We start from the raw sequence: 19296 nt of genomic DNA, 5'->3' as shown, positions 1-19296 counted from the left end.
GCCCTGTCGCTTCGTTACACCCGTGAGGTATGCACCATGAATCGTCTGTTGTCCGTGTTCGCCCTGGGGGGGGCGGTGTTGCTGGCAGGTTGCGTCGGCCCGACGCCCAAGCCCAACGACCCGTACTACGCGCCGGTACTGCCGCGCACCCCGTTACCGGCAGCGGCCAACAACGGTTCCATCTACCAGGCCGGTTTCGAGCAGAACCTGTACAGCGACCGCAAGGCGTTCCGGGTGGGTGACATCATCACCATCACCCTGAACGAGAAAACCTCGGCCAGCAAGAACGCAGGTTCGCAGATCCAGAAAAACAGCAAGGCCGATATCGGCCTGACCTCGCTGTTTGGCAGCACACCGAACACCAACAACCCGTTCGGCGGTGGTGATCTGTCGCTGGAGGCCGGCTACAACGGCGAGCGTGCCACCAAGGGCGACAGCAAGGCCACCCAGGGCAACACCCTGACCGGTTCGATTACCGTGACCGTGGCCGAAGTGCTACCCAACGGCATTATCGCCGTGCGCGGCGAGAAGTGGCTGACCCTGAACACCGGCGAAGAGCTGGTGCGCATTGCCGGCATGATCCGCGCCGATGACATCGCCACCGACAACACCGTGCCGTCCACCCGGGTGGCCGACGCGCGCATCACTTATTCCGGTACCGGCTCGTTCGCCGATGCCAGCCAGCCCGGGTGGCTGGACCGCTTCTTCATCAGCCCGCTTTGGCCTTTCTGAGTACGGATGACCATGTTCAACGTGAGGCAGCTGATTGCCGCAACCCTGCTCCTGTCCTGTGCCTTCGGTGCCCAGGCAGAGCGCCTGAAGGACATCGCCAGCATTTCTGGCGTGCGTTCCAACCAGTTGATCGGTTACGGCCTGGTGGTGGGCCTGAACGGCACGGGTGACCAGACCACCCAGACGCCGTTCACCCTGCAAACCTTCAACAACATGCTGTCGCAGTTCGGCATCAAGGTGCCGGCCGGCTCCGGCAACGTGCAGTTGAAGAACGTCGCGGCGGTGTCGGTGCATGCCGACCTGCCGGCGTTCGCCAAGCCCGGCCAGGTGGTGGACATTACCGTGTCGTCGATCGGTAACTCCAAGAGCCTGCGTGGCGGCAGCCTGCTGATGACCCCGCTCAAGGGTATCGACGGCAACGTCTACGCCATCGCCCAGGGCAACCTGGTGGTGGGTGGCTTTGACGCCGAAGGCCGTGACGGCTCGAAGATCACCGTCAACGTTCCGTCGGCGGGTCGTATTCCGGGTGGTGCCAGCGTTGAACGGGCTGTGCCGAGCGGCTTCAATCAGGGCAACAGCCTGACCCTGAACCTGAATCGCCCGGACTTCACCACGGCCAAGCGTATCGTCGACAAGGTCAACGAGCTGCTTGGTCCGGGTGTGGCCCAGGCCGTGGACGGTGGTTCGGTGCGGGTCAGTGCGCCTATGGACCCCAGCCAGCGCGTGGATTACCTGTCGATCCTCGAGAACCTCGAAATCGACCCGGGCCAGGCGGTGGCCAAGGTCATCATCAACTCGCGTACCGGCACCATTGTCATCGGCCAGAACGTCAAGGTGTCGCCCGCGGCGGTGACCCACGGCAGCCTGACCGTGACCATTACCGAAGACCCGATCGTCAGCCAGCCGGGGGCCTTCTCCAATGGCCAGACGGCCGTGGTGCCCCGCTCGCGGGTCAACGCCGAGCAGGAAGCCAAGCCAATGTTCAAGTTCGGCCCAGGCACCACACTGGATGAGATCGTCCGGGCGGTGAACCAGGTGGGCGCGGCGCCCGGCGACCTGATGGCCATTCTCGAAGCCCTGAAACAGGCCGGCGCCTTGCAGGCCGACCTGATCGTGATCTGAGGACGGCGCGGATGAATATCAAAAGCCAGGTCTCCGGCAGTGCCGACAGCGGTGCCTATACCGACCTCAACCGCCTGAGTGCTCTGAAGCACGGTGATCGCGACAGCGAAGCCAACGTGCGCAAGGTGGCCCAGGAGTTCGAGTCGCTGTTCATCAGCGAAATGCTCAAGGCCTCGCGCAAGGCCAGCGACGTGCTGGCCGATGACAACCCGATGAACACCGAAACGGTCAAGCAGTACCGCGACATGTACGACCAGCAGCTGGCCGTGAGCATGTCCCGCGAAGGTGGCGGTATCGGCCTGCAGGATGTGCTGGTGCGCCAGCTGACCAAGGGCCGCAGTGCATCGATCAATACCAGCCCGTTCCCGCGTGCCGATGGCAGTGGTCCGGCGCTGTGGGGCAACAAGGTGGCGGAGCCGGTGCATGCCACGGACTCGGTCAGCACCCGCAACGACGTCGCTGCGCTCAACTCGCGGCGCCTGGCCTTGCCGAGCAAACTCACCGATCGCCTGCTGGCCGGTATCGTGCCATCGGCCGCCAGTGCCAATCCCGCCGCCGTGCCTGCCCGTGACGGCCAGCAGGTGGCCAAGGCTTTCGCTGTGCCGGACAACGGCCTGCGCATTGTCGGCCGCGCCGTGGCCCAGCCCCCGCTGGCGCCGAACAAGGCCTTTGCCGACAGTGACGAATTCGTTGCCACCATGCTGCCGATGGCCGAGCAGGCCGCCAAGCGCATTGGCATCGACCCGCGTTACCTGGTGGCCCAGGCCGCACTGGAAACCGGCTGGGGCAAATCGGTGATGCGCAATACCGATGGCAGCAGCAGCCACAACCTGTTCGGCATCAAGGCCACCGGCAACTGGCAGGGTGAGCAGGCACGGGCGATCACCAGCGAGTTCCGTGATGGCCAGTTCGTCAAGGAAACCGCAGCCTTCCGCAGCTATGACTCGTACCAGGACAGCTTCCACGACCTGGTAAACCTGCTGCAGGGCAATTCTCGCTATCAAGATGCGTTGGCCTCGGCCGATAACCCTGAGCAGTTTGCAAGAGAGCTGCAAAAGGCAGGTTATGCGACCGACCCGGGCTATGCGAAGAAGATCATCAGCATCGCCCAGCAAATGCAGACAACCCCGCAATACGCCATGGCTGGCAGAACCACGAATCTATAAAAGGACTAAATCATGTCGAGCCTGATTTCCATCGGCCTGAGTGGCCTGAGTGCCAGCCAGGCGGCCTTGTCGGTAACCAGTAACAACATCGCCAACGCCGCGACCAGTGGCTATTCGCGCCAGCAGACGATTCAGGCGGCGGGGCCTTCGCACAACATCGGCGCGGGGTTCCTGGGTACCGGTACCACGCTGTCGGACGTGCGTCGCATCTACAGCTCCTACCTGGACAACCAACTGCAGACCGCGACTTCGCTGCAGGCGGACTCGGTTGCCTTCCAGGACCAGATCACCAGCATCGACAAGCTGCTGGCCGATCGCGATACCGGCATCAGCTCGGTCCTCACGGCGTTCTTTTCGGCCCTGCAGACGGCAGCGGCCAAGCCCGGTGACGTTGCCTCCCGGCAGCTGTTGCTGACCCAGGCACAAACCCTGAGCAACCGTTTCAACGCGGTGAGTACCCAGCTGACCCAGCAAAACGAAACGATCAACTCCCAGCTCGACACCATGGCTGGCCAGGTCAACAAGCTCACGGCCAGCATTGCCGAGTACAACAAGCAGATCGCGGCGGCCTCGGGCACTGGCAACACGCCGAACAGCCTGCTGGATGCGCGCAGCGAAGCGGTACGCCAGCTCAACGAGCTGGTTGGCGTGACCGTGCAGGAGCGTGACGGCAACTACGACGTGTACCTGGGCAGCGGCCAGTCGTTGGTCACCGGCAACAAGGCCAACACCTTGTCGGTGCAACCGGGTACTGCCGACAAGAGCCAGGCCAGCCTGCGTATCAACTACGAGTCGTTCAGCTCCGACGTGACCTCGGTCGTGACCGGTGGCGCGATCGGCGGCCTGGTGCGCTACCGCCAGGACGTGCTGACACCGTCCATGAACGAATTGGGCCGTGTAGCCCTGGTGGTTTCGGACAGCATCAACAGCCAGCTGGGGCAGGGCCTGGATGCCAATGGCCAGTTCGGCAGCTCGCTGTTCTCCAGCATCAACAGCGCCACTGCCGTTGCCCAGCGCAGCCTGGCCTCGTCGAGCAACAGCACCGGCTCCGGCAACCTGGACGTGACCATTGCCAACAGCGGCGCGCTGACCACCTACGACTACGAGGTGAAGTTCACCAGCGCCAACCAGTACAGCGTACGCCGCTCCGACGGCACCGACATGGGTAGCTTTGACCTCAGCGCCGACCCGGCGCCGGTCATCGACGGCTTCAGCCTGTCGCTGAAAGGCGGTGGCCTGGCGGCAGGCGACAGCTTCAAGGTCATCCCCACTCGTGCCGCAGCAGGCAGCATCACCACAACCCTGACCGATGCCAACAAGCTGGCCTTTGCCGGGCCGATCAGCGCCGCCTCGGGTAGCGGCAACAGCGGCACCGGCACCATTACCCAGCCTACCTTGAGCCAGTCGCTGGATATCTATGGCGGTGCCGACACCGCACTGATCCAGCAGTCTATTCGCGACTCGATGCCGGTGCGCGTGGTGTTCGACGCTGCCAGTGGTGGCTCACAAGGCTACAAGCTGTTCGATGCCAAGGGCACCCAGATCGGCACCGGCAGCGTGGTGCCGGGTACGGACAACAAACTGTCGGTGGCCGTGCCAATGCTCGATGCGGCTGGGCAGCCGATTCTCGATGGCAGCGGCAACCCGCGCACGTTCAGTGTCGAGACCACCATCGGCGGCAGCCCGGCGGCCAACGACAGCTTTACCCTGTCGTTCAATGCCGACGGCAAGGCCGACAACCGCAACGCAACGGCGCTGCTGGGCCTGCAGACCAAGTCGACGGTGAACACCGGGTCCGGCGGTGGCACTAGCTTCACGTCGGCCTATGCCTCGCTGGTGGAGCGCGTGGGTGCCAAGGCCAACCAGGCGACCATCGACACCACGGCGACCGAGGCGGTGCTCAAGAGCGCCAGCGAAAGCCGCAGCGCGGTGTCTGGCGTCAACCTCGATGACGAGGCGGCCAGCCTGGTGAAATTCCAGCACTACTACACGGCGTCGTCGCAAATCATCAAGGCGGCGCAAGAAACCTTCAGCACCCTGATCAATGCCTTGTAAGGAGTAGACTCTCGTGCGTATTTCCACTGCTCAGTTCTATGAGGCCAGCGCCAGTAGCTACTCCAAGAACTTCTCCACCATGAACAAGACCAACGATCAGGTCACGTCGGGTATCCGTATCCAGACGGCCGCCGATGACCCGGTCGGCGCGGCGCGACTGCTGCTGCTGCAACAGCAGCAGTCGCTGCTGGACCAGTACAGCGGCAACATCAACACGGTGAGCAACGCCCTGCTGCAGGAGGAGAGCGTGCTCTCCACCATCAACGACACCATGCAGCGCGCCAGCGAGCTGGCGATCCGTGCTGGCGGCCCTGGGGTTACCGACTCTGACCGTGTGGCCATCAGTACCGAGCTGAAAGAGATCGAGGCCAACATCTTTGGCCTGCTCAACTCGCGCGATGCCAACGGCGACTACATGTTCGGCGGCTCCAAGAGCACCACGCCACCCTATGTGCGCAACTCCGATGGCACCTACAGCTATCACGGTGACCAGACCCAGCTGAGTCTGCAGGTCTCCGACACCCTGAATCTGGCCACCAACGACACCGGCTTCACCATCTTTGATTCCGCCAGCAACAAGAGCCGCACGCAGTCGACCCTGGTGGTGCCGGCAACTGACGATGGCGTTGTCGGGGTATCGTCTGGCCTGATGACCTCAAGTACCACCTACAACAACAGCTTTACTGCCGGCCAGCCGTACAAGCTGACCTTCACCAGCGCGACCCAGTACACCATCACCGATGCAAGTGGCAGGGACATCACGTCTGAAACCGCCACCAACGGTACCTTCGACAGCAAGACCGAGGGCGCCAACAGCATTGCCCTGCGTGGCGTCGAGTTTGAAATCACCGTTACCGTGGAGGAGGGCGCCGATGCCGACGCCGCGGTGGCAGGGCGCGAGTTTTCCCTGGCGGCGCGCCCGGACTCGTTCAACGCTACCCGCAACGCCAGCAATACCTCCAGCGCCCAGATCACCGGCAGCACCGTGACCGACCAAGCGGCGTATCGCAGCACCTTCCCCAGTAACGGGGCTGTGATCAAGTTCACCGGGCCCGGCGCCTACGAGCTCTACGCCCAGCCGCTGACGGCTGACAGCAAGGCCGTGGCCACGGGTACCTACACCGCGCCAGCCTTGACGGTGGCAGGTGTGACCTACCAGGTGACCGGTTCGCCGGAGGCGGGTGACCAGTTTGCGGTCACCGCCAATACGCACCAGAACCAGAATGTTCTGGAAACCCTCAGCCAGCTGCGTGCTGCGCTGGATACGCCGGTAACGGGAGTAGGCCAGGCCAATGCGCTGAAGGATGCAGCGGCCTCGGCGATCGCCAACCTGGCCAGTGCCCGTGAGCAGGTCGATATCACCCGTGGTTCGATCGGCGCCCGTGGCAACTCGCTGGAGATCCAGCGCCAGGAGAACACCAGCCTGGGCCTGGCCAACAAGACCACCCAGAATGCCATCGGCAACACCGACATGTCGCAGGCGGCCATTACCCTGACCTTGCAGCAGGCCATGCTGGAGGCGTCACAACTGGCCTTCTCGCGCATTTCGCAACTGAGCCTGTTCAACAAGCTCTGATCTGTCTTGCTGCTCCATCAGGCTGGGAATGCCCTGTGGGAGCGGCCTTGTGCCGCGAAAGGGCTGCGAAAGCAGCCTTGGCATTCTGCATTAACGCTGAGATCGCCGGGGCCGCTTTGCGGCCCTTTCGCGGCACAAGGCCGCTCCTGCAGGGATTTGTGTCCGCCTGGTCATTCCCCGAATTCCCCAGTCTCCACGCCCTCGCCACGGCTTTCGTAGCATTTCAATGTGACCAATGAGTCAAAACGATCATCTTCCCTGTATTCTATGCAGCAGCTGTTGCAGCATTTTGTTACCGGTGCGCAGGTGAGCTCTGCCTTCAACCCCTGGCGGTGACGCCCCGGTATTTGGCGCCCTCAATTCATCGAGTGGTGGTCTTTGGCTGTTTTCATTGGGAAGCCAGAATGATTGGCATCAAAAGCATCGCGAGTTACGTGCCTACCGCTGGCCTGGACAACTACGTCCAGGGTGCGAAGTTTGGCAAGGACGAAGAGTTCATGTTCGGCAAGATCGGCGCGTCGTTCCTGCCGCGCAAGGCCGAAGAGCAAGAAACCTCCGACCTGTGCGTAGAAGCCGCCCAGGCCCTGTTCGCCAGCAACCCTGACCTGGATCCGCAGTCGATCGATGCGCTGATCGTGGTCACCCAGAACGGTGACGAAGAAGGCCTGCCGCACACCGCAGCCATCGTCCAGAGCAAGCTCGGTCTCTCTACCCGCGTGGCGGCGTTCGACGTGTCGCTGGGCTGCTCCGGTTACGTGTATGGCTTGTATGCGATCAAAGGTTTCATGGAAGCTGCAGGGCTGAAAAACGGCCTGCTGATCACCGCCGACCCGTATTCGAAGATCGTCGACCCGGAAGACCGCAACACCACCATGTTGTTCGGCGATGCCGCCACAGCCACCTGGATGGGTGAAGGCGCCGTATGGAACCTGGGTCAGGCGCGCTTCGGCACTGACGGCTCCGGTGCCGAGCACTTGAAAGTGACCGACGGCAAATTCTTCATGAACGGCCGCCAGGTGTTCAACTTCGCCCTGGTCAAGGTGCCGGCGCACCTGCACGAGCTGCTGGATGCCAGCGGCCTGAAGTCGTCGGATATCGATGCGTTCTGCATCCACCAGGGCAGTGCGGCGATTGTCGATGCCGTGGCCCGGCGCTTCGAAGAGCAACACCCGGAGAAGTTCGTCAAGGACATGCTGGAAACCGGCAATACCGTGTCCTCCAGTGTGCCGCTGCTGCTGCAGAAGCACATGCTCGACGGCAGCTGGAAGCGTGTGGCGATCAGCGGCTTTGGCGTGGGCCTGTCGTGGGGCTCGGCCATCCTGTACCGCGACTGATCCCTCAGCAGTCCCCCGAAGCGCCCGGCGGCCACCGCCTGGCGCTTTTTTTTGCCTGCAAAATGCTGTGGCATGGCGCAGCTTCTGTGGGAGCGGGCATGCCCGCGAAGCAGGCGACTCGGTGTATGGCACCGGCTTTGCCGGTGTTCGCGGGCGCGCCCGCTCCCACAGGTGGAGGCTGGTAGGTGATGCTCAGTGTGCTTGGGAGTGGAATTTGACGCCAATAAAATGCCCTTAACCCCTTGATTTCTCGGGGCTGGCCCCATGCCAGCATTTTTTTTTCGAAAAACCCCTCAAGCATCCCGCGCACCCGACGATAACTATTACGAAGGTTCTCTAGGCCAGTCCGGCGGTTGCCAAGGCCGGAAGCCGCAGTACCCATCCAACGAGGATTTCGTCATGGCTTTAACTGTAAACACCAACATTGCGTCGATCACCACTCAGGGCAACCTGACCAAGGCTAGCAACGCTCAGACTACTTCGATGCAGCGTCTGTCCTCGGGTCTGCGTATCAACAGCGCTAAAGACGACGCTGCAGGCCTGCAGATCGCCAACCGTCTGACCAGCCAGATCAATGGCCTGGGCCAGGCTGTCAAGAACGCCAACGACGGTATCTCGATCGCCCAGACCGCTGAAGGTGCAATGCAGGCTTCGACCGACATCCTGCAGAAAATGCGTACCCTGGCCCTGTCCTCGGCTACTGGCTCCCTGAGCGCCGACGACCGTAAGTCGAACAACGACGAATACCAGGCTCTGACCGCTGAGCTGAACCGTATCTCGGAAACCACCACCTTCGGTGGCCAGAAGCTGCTGGACGGCTCCTACGGCACCAAGGCCATCCAGGTCGGCGCCAACGCCAACGAAACCATCAACCTGGCGCTGGACAACGTTTCGGCCAAGAGCATCGGCTCGCAGCAGATCAAGTCGGGCACTATCGCGCCGAGCGCTAGCGGCGTGGCAGCAGCAGATCTGGTTGTAACCGGCAACGGCCAATCCAAGACTGTCAGCTATGATGAAGGCGCTTCGGCCAAAGATATTGCTGCCAAACTCAATGGCGCAATCGGTGGCCTGACTGCCTCTGCCAGCACCGAAGTGAAAATGACCGTTGCAAGTGGTGCCGCAGCCACCCCTGCCAACTTCGAGCTGACCGTTGGTGGCAGCACCGTAAGCTTCATTGGTGTTACTGACACTGCGAGCCTGGCTGATCAATTGAAGTCCAACGCCGCCAAGCTGGGTATCAGCGTCAACTACGATGAATCGACCAAGAGCTTGTCGGTGAAGTCGGACACTGGTGAGAACCTGAAATTCACCTCCAAGGCTGGCGCTGATGCCATTTCTGTCGGTGCGCGGGATGGTAATGGTGATTTCCCGAACTCTCTGACCACGCTTTCCGCTACTGCTGATGACACATCGGTTGTAACTGGCCAGATTTCCCTGGACTCTGCCAAAGGTTACTCGGTAGCCGATGGTACAGTCGGTACTGGTGCTACCGACCTGTTCGGTTCAGCTTCCAAGTCTTCGGCCAAGACCACCATCGCCGACACCGATGTGACCGACGCCGTCAACGCCCAGAACGCCCTGGCCGTTATCGACAAGGCCATCGGTTCGATCGACAGCGTCCGTTCGGGCCTGGGTGCTACCCAGAACCGTCTGCAAACCACCGTCGACAACCTGCAGAACATCCAGAAGAACTCCACCGCTGCCCGCTCCACCGTGCAGGACGTGGACTTCGCTTCGGAAACTGCCGAGCTGACCAAGCAGCAGACTCTGCAGCAGGCTTCGACTGCGATCCTGTCGCAGGCTAACCAGCTGCCATCTTCGGTCCTGAAACTGCTCCAGTAATTCAGGCGCCTGAGTAAAGGGTGAAAGGGCGCGTTTACGTGCCCTTTCACCCTTTTTGACATGAGGAGTTCGAAACATGGACATGAGTGTCAAGCTGAGCCAGGTGTATCCGTCGGTGTTACCCCAGGCGCCAGTCGCTGATCGGGATCGGGACCCGGCAGTGCCTGCCAAGGTGCAGGACGCTGCGGCCCCCGATAACCAGCCGCACTCGCGCGAAGACCTGGAAAAAGCGGTTGGCGAGATCCGTGATTTCGTCCAGTCAAGCCAGCGTCAGCTGGATTTTTCCATTGATGATTCCACTGGTCGGGTTGTAGTCAAGGTAATTGCCACCCAGTCCGGTGAGGTGATCCGGCAGCTTCCGTCGGAAACTGCGCTGAAATTGGCGCAGAGCCTCAGTGAAGCCAGCAGCCTGCTGTTCGATGATCAGGCATAGGCTGGCATGATTTTTGTTGCTGCTGGCCCATTGATGGATTTATCCGCCAAGGATCCGGCAGCTACTGAACAAGGAGAGCAATGATGGCAGGTACAACAGTCAGCGGTATTGGCTCGGGCATTGATACCCAGGCGATCGTCGATTCCCTGGTGGCCGCGCAGAAGGCGCCCAAACAGGCGCAGATCAATACCCAAACGCTGAAGGCAACCACCACGTTGTCCTCTATCGGCAAGATTCAGTCGGCGCTGGATGCCTTCCGTGGCGCCTTGACCAACATGACCGACACCAACAGTTTCGGTGGCCTTAGCCTGAAGTCTTCGGATGAGAAGGTGGCGACCGTCACCATGGGTACCGGGGCTGCCAACGGTTCGTTCAAGTTGATTGTCGACAAGCTGGCGACTGCGTCGAAGGTGTCAACGAAGGTCTACGCAAATGGCGCGGGCTCTGTAGTCAACGCCACTGGCAGTCCGACCACGTTGACCATGACCCAGAATGGCAAGGCCTACGATCTGAGTGTTCCTGCTGGCGCAACGCTGCAGCAGGTGCGCGATAGCATCAACAGTCAGTTCAGTACGGCAGGCCTGAGCGCCAACGTACTGACCGACGCCACGGGTTCGCGTCTGATCATCACCTCGACCAAGATGGGTGACGGCTCTGACATCACCCTTTCGGGCAATTCGGGCATTGATACTGGCTATACCGTGGTCGACGAGCCGGCGGACGCCGAGTACACGCTTGACGGTATTGCCATGAAGTCCAAGACCAACGACATCACCGATGCCGTGAGTGGTCTGAACATCAAGTTGCTGGGTACTTCACCGAAAAACGCTACCAGTGGCGAGGTTACAGCCACTGTTCTCTCGCTGACTACCAGCTCCACTACTTTGAAGTCGGGCCTCAAGGGTTTCATCGATACCTACAACGCCCTGCTCAAAGTCATGAATGCCGAAACCAAGGTCACCAAAAACGCTGATGGCACAATGACGTCGGCGGCGCTGACCGGTGATGCCACGATGCGCACGTTGATGTCCTCCATTCGTGAAGAGCTCAATGCGGTGTCGGGCAACGGTACCTTGAAATCGCTCGCTGCCTTTGGCGTCACTTCTGCCCAGGATGGCGGTACGCTGAGCCTGGATGACAAGAAATGGGACAAGGTCGCCTCCACCAATGCGGCGGACCTGACCAGTATCTTCAATGGCAAGGATGGACTGTTGGCACGCCTGCAAAAGGTGACCGAACCGTTTGCCAAGGCCAGTACCGGTACTTTGGCCGAGCGCTCCAAGGTGCTGAGCGAAAGCCTGACCAAGCTCAAGAGCGAGCAAGATACCCTGGACACCCGCATGGAAGCCCTGCAGAAGAGCCTGCAGGACAAGTACAACAACATGGATACCCTGGTCACCCAGCTGCGCCAGCAGCAGAGTTCCGTGCTGAGTACGCTCAACGCGCTGAACAAGTCGAGCAGTGACGATTAAACCGTGAACATTGCATGAAGTGCGGGCATGATGCCCGGCTTCATGTCATCGGCCGGTAAAGTTTTTCACCGTCTGCCCGATACAAGGAATATCTCTCCCTTAAGCCTGCCCGTCACGAGGTCGCAAGATGAATCCCATGAGAGCCCTTCGTCAGTACCAGAAGGTCAATTCCCATGCCCAGATTTCCGAAGCCACGCCGCACCGCCTGGTGCAGATGCTGATGGAAGGCGGCCTTGATCGCATGGCCCAGGCCAAGGGTGCCTTGGCGCGTGGCGACATCGCGGAAAAGGGCCTGATGCTCGGCAAGGCGATCGACATCATCATCGGCCTGCGCGATGGCTTGCAGCCTGAAAAGAGCGAAAACCCGGAATACGTCGAAAAACTGGACGCCCTTTATGTCTACATGACCAACCGCCTGATGCAGGCCAATGTCGATAACGATGCCGGCATTATCGACGAAGTTGCCCAGTTGCTGATTACCGTTAAAAGCGGTTGGGACGGCATTGCCGACGCCCAGCCTGCCAGCTGACGGCAAGGAGATTACCGTGACCGCACTGCAACGCCTCGATGACACCTGCGATGCCTTGGTTGGTGCCTTGGGTGAGCGTGACTGGGATGCCATTGCCAAGTTGGATGTGGCCTGCCGCGCGTGCATCGACGAGGTGCTGGAAACCCATGCGATGGACCAGGCGTTGCTGCGCGAGAAGCTGGAAGGGGTGCTGCTGGTCTACCGCAACCTGATCGAAGTGACAACCGGTGAGCGCCAGGCAATTGCCGAAGAGATGATGCAGATCAACCAAGCGAAAAATGCTTCGAAGGTTTACCATCTGTTCAGTTAAGATGCACACAACTTGACAAAAGGCGCCATAAATTTGACTGTGCGGGCCTTTTTGACTTTACTAGTGGCTGTTCTCGAATTTCAGACGTCCGAACACTGACCATTCAGTCGGAATGATGTCGAGCATGCCCCTGCAGGGCGCCGATATGACTAGGGAAGTTGCTATTGCATGTGGCGTGAAACCAAGATTCTGCTGATCGATGACGACAGCGCGCGCCGCCGCGACCTTGCGGTGGTGCTGAATTTTCTCGGCGAAGAGAACCTCGCTTGCTCGAGCCAGGATTGGCAGCAAGTGGTCGAGCCGTTGTCCTCGAGTCGTGAAGTGCTGTGCGTACTTGTCGGCGCTGTAGACGCTCCGGGTAATCTCCTGGGGCTCATTAAGACACTGGCTGGATGGGATGAGTTCCTTCCAGTGATGCTTTTAGGTGAAATTTCTTCTGCGGAGTTCCCGGAAGACCTTCGCCGTCGTGTGCTGTCCAACCTGGAAATGCCGGCAAGCTACAGCCAGTTGCTGGACTCGTTGCACCGTGCCCAGGTCTATCGCGAGATGTACGACCAGGCGCGCGAGCGCGGCCGCCAGCGTGAGCCCAACCTGTTCCGCAGCCTGGTCGGCACCAGCCGTGCCATCCAGCACGTGCGGCAGATGATGCAGCAAGTGGCCGATACCGACGCCAGCGTGCTGATCCTGGGTGAGTCGGGCACCGGCAAGGAAGTGGTGGCGCGCAACCTGCATTACCACTCCAAGCGCCGTGAAGCGCCGTTCGTGCCGGTCAACTGTGGCGCGATCCCGGCCGAGCTGCTGGAAAGCGAACTGTTCGGGCACGAGAAGGGCGCCTTTACCGGGGCGATCACCAGCCGTGCCGGGCGTTTCGAGCTGGCCAATGGCGGTACCCTGTTCCTCGACGAAATCGGCGACATGCCATTGCCGATGCAGGTCAAGCTGCTGCGCGTGCTGCAGGAGCGTACCTTCGAGCGTGTGGGTAGCAATAAAACCCAGAGCATTGACGTGCGCATCATTGCTGCAACGCACAAAAACCTCGAGACCATGATCGAGGACGGCACCTTCCGTGAAGACCTGTACTACCGCCTGAACGTGTTCCCCATCGAGATGGCGCCGCTGCGTGAGCGGGTGGAAGACATCCCGTTGCTGATGAATGAACTGATTTCACGCATGGAGCACGAGAAGCGAGGTTCCATCCGCTTCAACTCCGCCTCGATCATGTCGCTGTGCCGCCACGGCTGGCCGGGGAACGTGCGTGAGCTGGCCAACCTGGTAGAGCGCATGGCGATCATGCACCCGTACGGGGTGATTGGCGTGTCCGAGCTGCCGAAAAAATTCCGCTACGTCGATGACGAAGACGAGCAGATGGTCGACAGCCTGCGCAGCGATCTGGAAGAGCGCGTGGCCATCAACGGTCACACGCCAAACTTCAGCAACCCTGCGATGCTGCCACCTGAAGGCCTGGACTTGAAGGACTACCTCGGTAGCCTGGAACAAGGCCTGATCCAGCAGGCGCTGGACGATGCCAGCGGTGTCGTTGCACGCGCGGCTGAACGTTTGCGTATTCGCCGGACCACCCTGGTCGAGAAGATGCGCAAGTACGGCATGAGCCGACAGGGCGGCGAGGACCAGGCGGAGGATTGACGCCTGGTCTGGGTGTTCGCCTTGGGCTTTCTGGCGTCTGTGAGATCGAGCGCCGCCCGCGCGGCGCATCGCGAGCTGCGCTCGCTCCTACGTTTTTTTTCGGGCCAGTTATGCCTGTGACAGGCGCGCGCGGCCGCCTGGTGAGTACGACGCTATATCGCGCCATGTGCCAAGGCATTCGCGCGCAAATCCCCCAGGAATAATTGGCCCGAAACAAACGTAGGAGCGAGCGCAGCTCGCGATGCGCCGCGCGGGCGGCGCTCGATTTGCGCCCCCTATAAATCTCCAGTCATGCATTGCGATTGCCACCCTAAAGCAGGCATGCGTTTTGCTTTGCCTAGCATAAAGGGCCCGGGGCCAGTTTTTTGTCGCCGCCCCCTCCGACCAATGCGGACCAACAGTACAATGAAAGCAGTCATTCTGGCCGGTGGGCTGGGCACACGCATCAGCGAAGAATCTCACCTGCGCCCCAAGCCGATGATCGAGATAGGCGGCAAGCCGATCATCTGGCACATCATGAAGATCTACTCGCACTACGGCATCAACGACTTCGTCATTTGCCTTGGCTACAAGGGCTACGTGATCAAGGAGTACTTCGCCAACTATTTCCTGCACATGTCGGACGTGACCTTCGATATGGCGGAAAACCGTATGGATATCCACAATCGCCACGCGGAGCCGTGGCGGGTGACGTTGGTGGACACCGGGGAAAACACCGCCACAGGTGGTCGTCTAAAGCGTGTTCGCGATTATGTCGGCAATGAAACCTTCTGCCTGACTTACGGCGATGGTGTGTCCGACGTCGATATCCCGCGCCTGGTCGAATTCCACTGCCAGCACGGCAAGATGGCCACGGTTACCGCCGTCCAACCGCCGGGCCGTTATGGCGCCCTGGATGTGCAGGGCGAGCAGGTGCGCGGCTTTCAGGAAAAGCCGGCGGGCGACGGTGGCTGGATCAACGGTGGCTTCTTCGTGCTTGAACCGGCTGCGCTCGAGTACATCGAAGGCGATGCTACCACCTGGGAAGACGAGCCCATGCGTCGCCTGGCCGAAGACGGCCAGCTCATGAGCCACCTGCACCGTGGCTTCTGGCAACCGATGGATACCCTGCGTGATCGCACGTTGCTCGAAACACACTGGAAGAACGGCGAAGCAGCATGGCAGCTATGGCGTTGAGCCCGGCATTCTGGGCAGGGCGCCGCGTCCTGCTGACCGGGCATACCGGTTTCAAGGGCGGCTGGCTGGCCGTGTGGCTGCGTCAGCTTGGCGCCGAGCTGCGCGGTTTCGCCTTGCCTGCCGCTACCACGCCATCGCTGTGGCAGGTCGCGCAACTGCAACAGCAGATTCCAGGTGATTTCGCCGATATCCGTGATGCCTCGGCCCTGGCCCGTGCCCTGCAGGATTTCCAACCCGAACTGGTGCTGCACCTAGCGGCTCAGCCACTGGTGCGCGAGTCGTACCGGGCGCCGGCTGACACCTACGCTACCAACGTCATGGGTACGCTGAACCTGCTGGAGGCCGTGCGTGCCACGCCCTCGGTACGTGCGGTGCTGGTGGTGACCACTGACAAGTGCTACGACAACCGCGAGTGGCCCTGGCCCTACCGCGAGCAGGATGCCCTGGGCGGCTTCGACCCCTATAGCAGCAGCAAGGCCTGCGTCGAACTGCTGTGCGCAAGCTACCGCGACGCTTTCCTGCGCTCCGCCGGCGTGGCCCTGGCCACGGCGCGCGCAGGCAACGTATTGGGTGGCGGGGACTGGTCTGCCGAGCGCCTGCTGCCGGATATCTTGCGCGCCTGGCAGGACGGTGAAGAAGTGGTCTTGCGCTATCCCCATGCGACGCGCCCCTGGCAGCACGTCCTCGACCCGCTGATGGGCTACCTGCAGCTGGCGCAGGGCTTGCTCACAGACGCCGAGCGATACGCAACTGCCTGGAACTTCGGCCCGGACAATGCAGGCCTGGCTACCGTCGGCGAAATCGTCCGGCGTCTTGCCCTGCGCTGGCCAGGCGAGGCGCGCTGGTCGGTTGCCGGCGATGCCCAGCCGCACGAAGCCGGTTTGCTGGCACTGGATTCCAGCAAGGCGCGGCAAGTGCTTGGCTGGTCACCGCGCTGGTCGCTGGATGACACCCTGAACCACACCCTGGACTGGCACCTGGCCTGGCGCGCAGGGCGTGACATGAACATCGTTACCCGCGAGCAGATCGCGGCTCACCAAGGCGGAACCCATGAGTGACAGTACGGCGCAGCAGTTGCGCCAACAGATTGCCGAACTGGTCGGGCGCTATGCCGAGCTGCAGATGGCACCCAAACCTTTCGTGGCGGGGCAGAGCAACGTGCCGCCTTCCGGCAAGGTGATTGGCGCCGGCGAGCTGCAGTCCATGACCGAAGCCGTGCTGGATGGCTGGTTGACCACCGGCCGCTTCAACGAGGCGTTCGAGAAGCGCCTGGCCAAGTACCTGGGGCGTCGCTGCGTACTCACCACCAACTCCGGCTCGTCGGCCAACCTGCTGGCGTTTTCCGCGCTGACCTCGCCGCGTCTCGGCGACCGTGCGATCAAGCCAGGTGACGAGGTGATCGGGGTTGCCGCCGGTTTCCCCACCACCGTCAACCCGATCCTGCAGTTTGGTGCGGTACCGGTGTTCGTCGATGTCGAGATGGGCACCTACAATATCGACCCCGCGCTGATCGAAGCGGCCATCGGCCCGAAGACCAAGGCCATCATGCTGGCCCATACGCTGGGCAACCCCTTCGACCTCAGCGTTGTGCGCGCCCTGTGCGACAAGTACGGCCTGTGGCTGATCGAAGACTGCTGCGATGCGCTGGGTTCCACCTACCAGGGCCGCATGGTTGGCGGCTTCGGCGATATCGGCACCCTCAGCTTCTACCCGGCGCACCACATCACCATGGGCGAGGGCGGTGCGGTGTTCACCGACTCGCCGTTGCTCAAGCGCATCATCGAGTCGTACCGCGACTGGGGCCGCGATTGCTACTGCGCACCGGGCGAGGACAACACTTGCAGCAAGCGCTTCTGCTGGCAAATGGGTGACCTGCCGCAAGGCTACGACCACAAGTACACCTACTCGCACCTGGGCTACAACCTGAAGATCACCGACATGCAGGCCGCCTGCGCGCTGGCGCAGATGGACCGGGTTGATGATTTCGTTGCCGCGCGCAAGCGCAACTTCGCCTGGCTCAGCGACCGGCTGGCCGGTTGTGCGGACAAACTGATCCTGCCGCAGGCCACCCGCGAAAGCGACCCTTCCTGGTTCGGCTATCCGATCACCCTGCGCGATGGCTGCGGCATCAATCGCGTCGAGCTGGTGCGCTACCTGGATGAACAGGGCGTGGGCACGCGCTTGCTGTTTGCCGGCAACCTGACGCGCCAGCCCTACATGCAAGGGCTGAATTACCGTGTTTCCGGCGAGCTGTCGGTGACTGACAAGATCATGAACGACACGTTCTGGATCGGCCTCTGGCCGGGCTTGAGCGACGACCATCTGGAACATGCGGCCAGTCACATCGAAGCCTGGCTCAACCGAGGATCCCACTGATGAGCACAGCCCCTACCGCCAACGCGGGAACGTTGTTCGACAAACCGCTGTTCATTCTGGAAATGGCGAACAACCACATGGGCGATGTGGCGCATGGCGTGGCGCTGATTCGCGCCTTTGCCGAGGTGTGCAAGGCATTCCCGTTCCGCTTCGCTTTCAAGCTGCAATACCGTGATCTGGATACCTTCATTCATCCGGCCATGCGCGGCCGTGACGATGTCAAGTACATCAAGCGCTTCAGCGAGACGCGCCTGTCCCGTGAGCAGTTCGATAGCCTGGTGGCGGAAATCCGTGCCAACGGTTTCCTCTGCCTGTCCACGCCGTTCGATGAGGCATCGGTGGAGGTGATCGAGCAGCAGCAGCTGGATGCGATCAAGATCGCCAGTTGCTCGATGAGCGACTGGCCATTGCTGGAGCGTGTGGTGCAGACTCAGCATCCGCTGATCGTTTCCACTGCCGGTTCGACCCTGGAAGAGCTCGATCGCCTGGTCAGCTTCCTTGCCCACCGGGAAAAGAATTTCGCCATTCTGCATTGTGTTGGCGAGTACCCGACCGCCGATGCCAACATGCATCTGTCGCAGGTGGATTTTCTGCGTCGGCGTTATCCGGGCGTGCGCGTGGGCTTTTCAACGCATGAGAACCCGGACAATACCGATATCGTCAAGATTGCACTGGCCAAGGGCGCGCGCATCTTCGAAAAGCACGTTGGTTTGCCCACCGAGCAGTTCCCTCTCAACGCCTATTCGGCAAGCCCTGAGCAGGTTCGACGCTGGCTGGAAGCCGCGCAGTATGCCTTGCTGCTCTGCGGTGAAGGCGAGCAGCGCTTGCCGGTAAACGAGAGTGAAGTCGCCAGCCTGCGCTCCCTGCGTCGTGGTGTATTTGCGCGCAGGGCCATTGCCGCAGGCGAGGTAGTACAGGCTGACGATGTGTATTTCGCTTTCCCGCCGCAGGACGGGCAGATCACTGCCAACGACTGGTCGAAATACGCCACCTTTACTGCCCAGGCGGACATTCCCGAGCATGCAGCGCTGAGCACACAGAACAGCACGCGGCGCGATGTGCGTGACAAGGTCTGGGAGATCGTCCAGCGCGTTCGCGCCCAGCTGAGCAGCAGCCACGTGGTGGTGCCGGGCCGGGTCGATCTGGAAATATCCCACCACTATGGTCTGGACCATTTCGACGAGATCGGTTTGACCATGCTCACCGTGGTCAACCGGGGTTACTGCAAGAAACTGCTGATGCTCCTGCCGGGTCAGCAGCACCCGGAGCAATATCACCAGCGCAAGGAAGAAACCTTCCACGTCCTGCATGGCGAGCTGACGCTGCAGCTGGACGGTGTGAATCGTGCCTGCCGTCCGGGGGATGTGGTCACCGTCGAGCCGGGTGTTCGCCATGCCTTCCACAGTCAGGAAGGGGCAATCATCGAAGAGCTGTCTTCCACGCATTTCAGCAATGATTCGTTCTATACCGACGAAGCGATCAATGCCAATCGCGACCGTAAAACCCTCTTGAGCTATTGGATGGACTGA

The 19296-nt window shown here is 61.2% G+C and carries 16 protein-coding genes; all 16 read left to right on the top strand.

The window, feature by feature from the left end; genetic code table 11:
* The first annotated feature begins 36 nt into the window (after positions 1-36).
* The 16 genes from flgH (at position 37) to OZ911_RS20880 (ending at position 19296) form a co-directional block, all read left to right on the top strand.
* A complete protein-coding gene (gene flgH, locus OZ911_RS20955) occupies positions 37-732 on the top strand; it encodes a flagellar basal body L-ring protein FlgH (RefSeq protein ID WP_016488460.1) in 696 nt (231 codons plus the stop codon).
* A gap of 12 nt (positions 733-744) precedes the next feature.
* Positions 745-1854, top strand: coding sequence for a flagellar basal body P-ring protein FlgI (locus tag OZ911_RS20950; protein ID WP_024717755.1), 1110 nt, complete (start codon positions 745-747; stop codon positions 1852-1854).
* Between the two features lie 11 nt (positions 1855-1865).
* The gene (gene flgJ / locus OZ911_RS20945; protein WP_023047019.1) at positions 1866-3020 is read left to right on the top strand and encodes a flagellar assembly peptidoglycan hydrolase FlgJ; all 1155 of its coding nucleotides are present in this window, start codon (positions 1866-1868) and stop codon (positions 3018-3020) included.
* A 12-nt stretch (positions 3021-3032) separates the two neighbouring features.
* Entirely contained in the window at positions 3033-5075 is a 2043-nt protein-coding gene (gene flgK / locus OZ911_RS20940; protein ID WP_016488457.1) for a flagellar hook-associated protein FlgK, read from the top strand.
* Positions 5076-5088: 13 nt separating this feature from the next.
* Positions 5089-6651 (top strand): flagellar hook-associated protein 3, encoded by a 1563-nt coding sequence (locus OZ911_RS20935; RefSeq protein ID WP_016488456.1) that lies wholly within the window; start codon positions 5089-5091, stop codon positions 6649-6651.
* A gap of 404 nt (positions 6652-7055) precedes the next feature.
* A complete protein-coding gene (locus OZ911_RS20930; protein WP_023047018.1) occupies positions 7056-7985 on the top strand; it encodes a ketoacyl-ACP synthase III in 930 nt (309 codons plus the stop codon).
* A 399-nt stretch (positions 7986-8384) separates the two neighbouring features.
* Complete coding sequence (locus OZ911_RS20925) at positions 8385-9827, top strand: flagellin N-terminal helical domain-containing protein (RefSeq protein ID WP_016488454.1); 1443 nt, start codon at positions 8385-8387, stop codon at positions 9825-9827.
* Between the two features lie 76 nt (positions 9828-9903).
* Positions 9904-10260 carry a flagellar protein FlaG gene (locus OZ911_RS20920; protein ID WP_016498529.1) on the top strand — a complete coding sequence of 119 codons (357 nt, stop codon included), beginning with the start codon at positions 9904-9906 and terminating at the stop codon, positions 10258-10260.
* An 83-nt stretch (positions 10261-10343) separates the two neighbouring features.
* Positions 10344-11732 carry a flagellar filament capping protein FliD gene (gene fliD, locus OZ911_RS20915; protein WP_023047017.1) on the top strand — a complete coding sequence of 463 codons (1389 nt, stop codon included), beginning with the start codon at positions 10344-10346 and terminating at the stop codon, positions 11730-11732.
* 127 nt (positions 11733-11859) lie between these two features.
* Positions 11860-12261 (top strand): flagellar export chaperone FliS, encoded by a 402-nt coding sequence (gene fliS, locus OZ911_RS20910; RefSeq protein WP_016488451.1) that lies wholly within the window; start codon positions 11860-11862, stop codon positions 12259-12261.
* A gap of 16 nt (positions 12262-12277) precedes the next feature.
* Positions 12278-12571 carry a flagellar protein FliT gene (fliT, locus tag OZ911_RS20905; protein WP_024717756.1) on the top strand — a complete coding sequence of 98 codons (294 nt, stop codon included), beginning with the start codon at positions 12278-12280 and terminating at the stop codon, positions 12569-12571.
* A gap of 168 nt (positions 12572-12739) precedes the next feature.
* Positions 12740-14215 carry a transcriptional regulator FleQ gene (gene fleQ / locus OZ911_RS20900; protein WP_016488449.1) on the top strand — a complete coding sequence of 492 codons (1476 nt, stop codon included), beginning with the start codon at positions 12740-12742 and terminating at the stop codon, positions 14213-14215.
* A gap of 405 nt (positions 14216-14620) precedes the next feature.
* Complete coding sequence (gene rfbF, locus OZ911_RS20895) at positions 14621-15391, top strand: glucose-1-phosphate cytidylyltransferase (protein WP_023047016.1); 771 nt, start codon at positions 14621-14623, stop codon at positions 15389-15391.
* Positions 15382-16449 (top strand): CDP-glucose 4,6-dehydratase, encoded by a 1068-nt coding sequence (gene rfbG / locus OZ911_RS20890; RefSeq protein WP_023047015.1) that lies wholly within the window; start codon positions 15382-15384, stop codon positions 16447-16449. Before rfbF ends, rfbG begins: the two co-directional genes overlap by 10 nt.
* On the top strand, positions 16442-17767 hold the full coding sequence (gene rfbH / locus OZ911_RS20885) for a lipopolysaccharide biosynthesis protein RfbH (RefSeq protein ID WP_016488446.1): 1326 nt from the start codon (positions 16442-16444) through the stop codon (positions 17765-17767). The genes rfbG and rfbH overlap by 8 nt, the downstream gene beginning before the upstream one ends.
* Positions 17767-19296 (top strand): N-acetylneuraminate synthase family protein, encoded by a 1530-nt coding sequence (locus OZ911_RS20880; protein ID WP_016488445.1) that lies wholly within the window; start codon positions 17767-17769, stop codon positions 19294-19296. Before rfbH ends, OZ911_RS20880 begins: the two co-directional genes overlap by 1 nt.

Source organism: Pseudomonas fortuita, from assembly GCF_026898135.2.
GTDB lineage: Bacteria > Pseudomonadota > Gammaproteobacteria > Pseudomonadales > Pseudomonadaceae > Aquipseudomonas > Aquipseudomonas fortuita.
The sequence above is the reverse complement of the archived record's forward strand: the minus strand, read 5'-3'. Positions and strand labels throughout refer to the sequence as shown.

Bases quoted from the DNA above. Each gene is read 5' to 3' on its own strand.
- OZ911_RS20930 (WP_023047018.1), top strand. From the start codon at position 7,056: ATGATTGGCATCAAAAGCATCGCGAGTTACGTGCCTACCGCTGGCCTG.
- rfbG (WP_023047015.1), top strand. From the start codon at position 15,382: ATGGCGTTGAGCCCGGCATTCTGGGCAGGGCGCCGCGTCCTGCTGACC.
- flgH (WP_016488460.1), top strand. From the start codon at position 37: ATGAATCGTCTGTTGTCCGTGTTCGCCCTGGGGGGGGCGGTGTTGCTG.
- OZ911_RS20920 (WP_016498529.1), top strand. From the start codon at position 9,904: ATGGACATGAGTGTCAAGCTGAGCCAGGTGTATCCGTCGGTGTTACCC.
- flgK (WP_016488457.1), top strand. From the start codon at position 3,033: ATGTCGAGCCTGATTTCCATCGGCCTGAGTGGCCTGAGTGCCAGCCAG.
- fleQ (WP_016488449.1), top strand. From the start codon at position 12,740: ATGTGGCGTGAAACCAAGATTCTGCTGATCGATGACGACAGCGCGCGC.
- OZ911_RS20880 (WP_016488445.1), top strand. From the start codon at position 17,767: ATGAGCACAGCCCCTACCGCCAACGCGGGAACGTTGTTCGACAAACCG.
- rfbH (WP_016488446.1), top strand. From the start codon at position 16,442: ATGAGTGACAGTACGGCGCAGCAGTTGCGCCAACAGATTGCCGAACTG.
- OZ911_RS20925 (WP_016488454.1), top strand. From the start codon at position 8,385: ATGGCTTTAACTGTAAACACCAACATTGCGTCGATCACCACTCAGGGC.
- fliS (WP_016488451.1), top strand. From the start codon at position 11,860: ATGAATCCCATGAGAGCCCTTCGTCAGTACCAGAAGGTCAATTCCCAT.
- fliD (WP_023047017.1), top strand. From the start codon at position 10,344: ATGGCAGGTACAACAGTCAGCGGTATTGGCTCGGGCATTGATACCCAG.
- rfbF (WP_023047016.1), top strand. From the start codon at position 14,621: ATGAAAGCAGTCATTCTGGCCGGTGGGCTGGGCACACGCATCAGCGAA.
- OZ911_RS20950 (WP_024717755.1), top strand. From the start codon at position 745: ATGTTCAACGTGAGGCAGCTGATTGCCGCAACCCTGCTCCTGTCCTGT.
- flgJ (WP_023047019.1), top strand. From the start codon at position 1,866: ATGAATATCAAAAGCCAGGTCTCCGGCAGTGCCGACAGCGGTGCCTAT.